Below are 4,976 nucleotides of genomic sequence, written 5' to 3'. Positions count from 1 at the left end.
GCGGACTAGGATTTCACGCTCACCACAGGTGAGGCACCACTCCGGATTACGCGCTCATTTTCAAATGAGGCACCTCGCTCATTCGACGCCCGTGTACCGCGCATACCGACGCTTCCCGCGCGCACCAGTGCGAGCATGCCATCCATCCGGATGACGCTCGTCCGGCACCCGCCCATCGCCGGCTGGCGGACCGACGTGAATTCTCGATGAACGGCATCCTTCCCGCAGGACACAGCGCACGACCGCACGAACCGCATGCGGCACAATGGTGTCAAAGGAGGCACTCCCATGGTCGACGACTACACCGCGAAGATGACCGAGCTCATCGGGCTTATGCGCATGATCGGCAACGACACGCAGCAGTGCGAGGTCAAGGAGTGCAAGCGCCGCATCTCCTCCACCATCACGGATACGCTTTCCGCGTTCTCGAACGGTTCGGGCGGTTGGATCATCCTGGGGCTTTCGGAGAAGGCCGGGTTCACGCCGGTGGAGGGGTTCGACGCGCGCGCCATGCAGGAGGCGCTGAGCCAGGCATGTGAGAAGATGACGCCGGTGGTGCGCCCGGTGATCGTGACTTGTCCGTTCGAGGGCGCGAATCTGGTGTTCGCCCGCGTGGACGAGATGCTGCCGCGAGACAAGCCCTGCTTCACCACCGCGTTGGGCCCGCATGGCGGCTCGTTCATCCGTACCGGCGACGGCGACCGACGCATGACCTCCTACGAGGTGGACCGGCTCATCGAGGAGCATCTGCAGCCCACCTATGATCTGGACATCGTGCCGCACGCCACCACCGACGATCTGGATCCCACGCTGGTGGCCGGCTTGCTGGCCCGCGCCCGCGAGCAGCATCCGCATGTGTTCGCCGGCCGCGACGCCACGCGCACGCTGCTCGATCTGCAGGTGCTGCGTCATGACGATTCCGACGACAGCGAGGTGGGCGGGGTCCTGCGACCCACGCTGGCCGGACTGCTCGCGCTCGGCCGTTACCCGCAGAAGTACTATCCGCGGCTTTCCATCGCGATCGCCGTATTCCCCGGCACCGACCGGGACGAGGTGTTCCGCGGCGACGACCGGCTGGTGGCGGCCAAGACCATCGTGGGGCCGATTCCGGTGATGATCAACGACGCGGTCGAGTCGCTGATGCGTTGGATCGGCGCGAAGAAGCCGGACTATCCGCCCGTGGTGCTGCGCGAGGCCATCGCGAACGCGCTGACGCACCGTGACTACTCCCCCGACGCGCGCGGCACGCAGGTGCGCATCAGCGTGTTCACGAACCGTATCGAGATCACCAATCCGGGCGGCCTGTACGGCACGGTGACGCACGATGTGCTGGCGAACCCGAACCCGGTGACGGGCGTGCCGTTCGTCTCCACCCGCAACCAGTTCCTGTTCACGCTGCTGGAGTCCACGCCGTATCCGGACGGCGGATTCGTGAACCCGGAGGGCGGCGACGGCTACCAGCGCATCGCGGCGAGTCTCAGGGAGGCGGGCATCGAACCGGCCACCACGGTCAACGACATCAACACGTTCACGATGACCATCACCAAGCAGCGTTCGGCGGCGAACAGCACGCCGAGCGACATCTCGAAGGCGATCCTGACCGTGCTGGAGCGTCATTCGGCGATGAGTATCAAGGAGATCATCCGCGAGCTGCAGCTCACTCCCCTGGCGGCGACCTCCGGCATGCGCGAACTCATACGGGAGGGTCGGGTCGCCAAGGTGAAGTTCCAGGACGACCCGACCCAGCGGTATCGGTTGAAGGGGATGTAACGGCGACGCACACCGCCTGCGACTTACGCTTCGGCGAGTTGAGTCACGGTCGACGCCACCGCATTCGGCCGGGAGCGGCGGAACCGTCCGGCGGCGAGCCCCACGCAGACGAACGCGACCGCGAACAGCGCCACGATACCGGTGGCGGCGGCCCAACCGGCCATGTCCATGCCGGAAGCGGAACCGGCGCCAAGCGCCTCGTCGATCGCCGTGCAGTACCACCAGCCGGGCGTCAGTTTGGCGACGGCGACCATCGCGTCGGGCATCATGCTCATCGGGAACGCGATGCCGGACGCGAACAGGATGAGCAGTCCGAATACGTTGGCGAACCCGTTGGCAACCGTGTCGGAGGCGCCGAATTCGCCGAGCATGAAACCGCAGGCCGTGCACATGAGGGCGAACATGCAGATCGAGACGAAGGTCATTACCACACCGCCCACCGGTATGGAGGCGATGTTCGCGCCGGTCGCGGCCGTGAGCCCCAGCGCGACGACCAGATAGCCCATGCAGATCAGCAACGCGAAGCCGCACAGCACGCTCATGCGCTTGAGTCCGATGGAGGCCGAGGGGGTGGCCATGAGCCGGCGTCGCAGTTCGCCGGTGCCGAACACGCGAGCCACCAGGCTTACGCAGACGCTCAGGGTGAGGAACAGCGGGTAGATCGCCGTCTTCATCGTGTCGCCGAATCCGGAGGCGACGGGGTTCGCCGCACCGGCGTTCCGGTCGTCCTGCGACGTGACGTTCTCCACGGCGACCGGACGGTTGGCTTTCGCATCGTGCGCCGTGCGTGCGGCCCGCTTGGCGGCGGCCTGCACATCGGTCGTCGTCAGGTCGGACAGCGACCCCTCCGGCAGCGAATCGAGGTCGATTGCGGTCGAGCCGTCCGCCGAGCCGTTCATAAGCCGGGACCAGTCGCCGTTCTGCCCCGCAGCCATCTGTCCGCTCATCTGTCCGTTCATCTGCCCGGCGGCACCGGCGGCGGACCCGCCGGCCGAGGAACCGGAAGACGTCCCGCCGATCATCTTCGCATACCATGCGGCGAGCTCACTGTCGTCGACCTGCACGTTTTCCCCGATCAGCGCGATGCGGGTGAGCGAGAGGAACCCGTTCACGTTCATGCCGCCGATGGTTCCGGCGCCGGACGTGTAGCTCGTGACCGTCTCGACCTTCGGCATGTCACCGCCGGATCGCACGGCTTCGATGAAATCGTCGGCGTAGCCGCGCGGGATGATGACGATGAGATCGGTCCAGTTCGAGGCGACGGCCTGCTGCAACGATTCGGGATCGTCGTCCAGTTCGACCAGCGTGGCGGAATCGGACAGGTAGTCGCGCAGGCCGTCGGCGATGCCGCCGCGGTTGGCGTCCCGGTCGACGACGGCGACGTTGACCTTCTCCGGCTCGTAGGCGTCCGCCACGGTCCGGTTGGCGGCGGTGATCTGCGACCAGCTGAGCGTGAACATCATGATGCCCATGAGCACCAGGTAGATGATGATGTACGTGCGGTGCGCGAGCAGTACGCGCACGGTGGCCTTACAGGTGTTCATAGCGTTGCCTCCTGAGCATGATCACGCCGGCCGTGAGGAACACCGCGCTCATCGCGAACAGGATGGCGCAGGTGCGGATGAACGGCTGGTAGCTGTCGTAGTACATGAGCGAGTAGAACAGGTCGGTCACCTGTTGGGCGGGGTTGATGATGGCGAGCAGCGGTGCCTTGCGCGAGATCAGGTCGCTCAGTTCCATGGCGAATCCGCCGTACAGGCCGCTGAACAGGGACAGCGAGCAGGCGATCGCGGTGGCCATGCCCTGTTTGACGCCGGTCGTGAGCTTGGGGATGGCGCCGATCATCGTGCCGAACGCGCAGGTCATGAACGAGGCGACGATCACGGCGAGCACGGCGGCCGGTTCGCGTCCGCCGACTTCGATGCCGCAGACGTAGCGGATGTACGCGAGCGCGACGAGCAGGCAGGCGCAGGAGCACAGCCATCCCGCGAGGAATCCGGCCACGAGCTGTTTGGTCCGTCCGAGCGGTGCGACGGTGCGGCGGATGCCGAGCGCGGAGAGGTTCGCCTGAGCGGTGGTGACCGTATGGATCATGTACGACATGGCGACCAGACAGGCCATGCCCATGAGCGCGTAGTAGTATCTCGCCATCACGCTGGGTTTGAAGTTGGTGAGCGTGACCTCTTTGGTGGCGTTCATGGATGCGTTGATGCCGTTCCAGAACGTGCGTGTGGCCGGGGCGGTCGGGTTGTCCTTGAGCACGGACTTCACGGTGGCACTGGTGCGGTTGTACTGGTCAAGTACGTTGTCAAGGGCCGAGAGGGAAACATCAAGTCCCGCCTCCTGCGTGCCGTTGTTGGCCACGGTCACGGTGTCGTCGCTGAGTGTGAGTGCGATTCGTCCGTCGTCGTCGGCCTTGAGGTAGCCGTCCGTCTTGCCTTGGGACAGTAGTTCGCGGGCCTGCGATGTCGAGTCGACCTTGGTGACGTCCAGCAGGGTCACGCCGGGGTCGATGTCCATTACATTCATGCCTGCATTCGTGCCGCTGCCGTCCTGAGTCTTGCCTGAATCGCTTGTCTTGCCGGACATTGCCGTGATGAGCGTGTCCGCGCCGACCGCGTTCGTCCAGTTCGTGTCCTCCACGACGGCCACGGATACCGGCGTGATGCTCATGGCCTGGTCCAGGTTGCCGAACACGCCGTTGAACATGGTCGACAGCGCTATCGGGAACACGATAAGCCAGAACAGCGCGCTTTTGTCCCTGAGATTCGCCTTGAGTGTGACGATGAACGTGCTCCACATGGCGTTCTCCTTTCCTTGAGTTGTGGAGGGTTCCTAGTCGCGCAACGCCTTGCCGGTGAGCTCCAGGAACACGTCGTTCAGGGTGGGCGGACGACTGGTCAGGTGTCCGATGTTCGCGCCCGAGGTGCGCAGCACGCCGATCAGGTCGACGAGGTTGTGGTCGCCGCGACGGCAGCGCACATCCAGCTCGCGCCCGTCGTAGGAGGCCTCGATGACGAACGCAAGGGCACGTACGGCGGCGAGCGTCTCGTCGGTCAAGTCGAGCGTTTCGATGGTGATGCGTTCGCCCGTGTCGATCATGGCCTTGAGTTCGTCGGCGGTGCCGAGCGCGAGGTGACGGCCGTGGTCCATGATGAGGATGCGGTCGCAGATCTGTTCGACCTCCTCCATGTAGTGGCTGGTGT

4 protein-coding genes are annotated in these 4,976 nt (G+C 65.1%); 1 reads left to right on the top strand and 3 read right to left on the bottom strand.

What is annotated here, in order from left to right; translation table 11 throughout:
* Nucleotides 1–288: 288 nt before the first annotated feature.
* On the top strand, nt 289–1,770 hold the full coding sequence (locus DF196_RS13020) for an ATP-binding protein (RefSeq protein WP_109058223.1): 1,482 nt from the start codon (nt 289–291) through the stop codon (nt 1,768–1,770).
* 23 nt (nt 1,771–1,793) lie between these two features.
* Here the strand turns inward: DF196_RS13020 and DF196_RS13015 are convergent, their stop codons facing one another.
* From DF196_RS13015 to DF196_RS13005, 3 genes are all read right to left on the bottom strand, one after another.
* On the bottom strand, nt 1,794–3,314 hold the full coding sequence (locus DF196_RS13015; protein WP_109058222.1) for an ABC transporter permease: 1,521 nt from the start codon (nt 3,312–3,314) through the stop codon (nt 1,794–1,796).
* A complete protein-coding gene (locus tag DF196_RS13010) occupies nt 3,301–4,572 on the bottom strand; it encodes an ABC transporter permease (protein ID WP_109058221.1) in 1,272 nt (423 codons plus the stop codon). The genes DF196_RS13015 and DF196_RS13010 overlap by 14 nt, the downstream gene beginning before the upstream one ends.
* A 33-nt stretch (nt 4,573–4,605) precedes the next feature.
* Nucleotides 4,606–4,976, bottom strand: a 371-nt coding sequence (locus DF196_RS13005) for an ATP-binding protein DrrA1-3 family domain-containing protein (RefSeq protein WP_146194767.1), incomplete at its 5' end; no start/stop codon positions are given.

The sequence above is a fragment of the Bifidobacterium callitrichidarum genome, assembly GCF_003129905.1.
GTDB classification, from domain to species: domain Bacteria; phylum Actinomycetota; class Actinomycetes; order Actinomycetales; family Bifidobacteriaceae; genus Bifidobacterium; species Bifidobacterium callitrichidarum.
This window is presented reverse-complemented; position numbering and strand designations above follow the sequence as displayed.

Bases quoted from the DNA above. Each gene is read 5' to 3' on its own strand.
- DF196_RS13020 (WP_109058223.1), top strand. From the start codon at position 289: ATGGTCGACGACTACACCGCGAAGATGACCGAGCTCATCGGGCTTATG.
- DF196_RS13010 (WP_109058221.1), bottom strand. From the start codon at position 4,572: ATGTGGAGCACGTTCATCGTCACACTCAAGGCGAATCTCAGGGACAAA.
- DF196_RS13015 (WP_109058222.1), bottom strand. From the start codon at position 3,314: ATGAACACCTGTAAGGCCACCGTGCGCGTACTGCTCGCGCACCGCACG.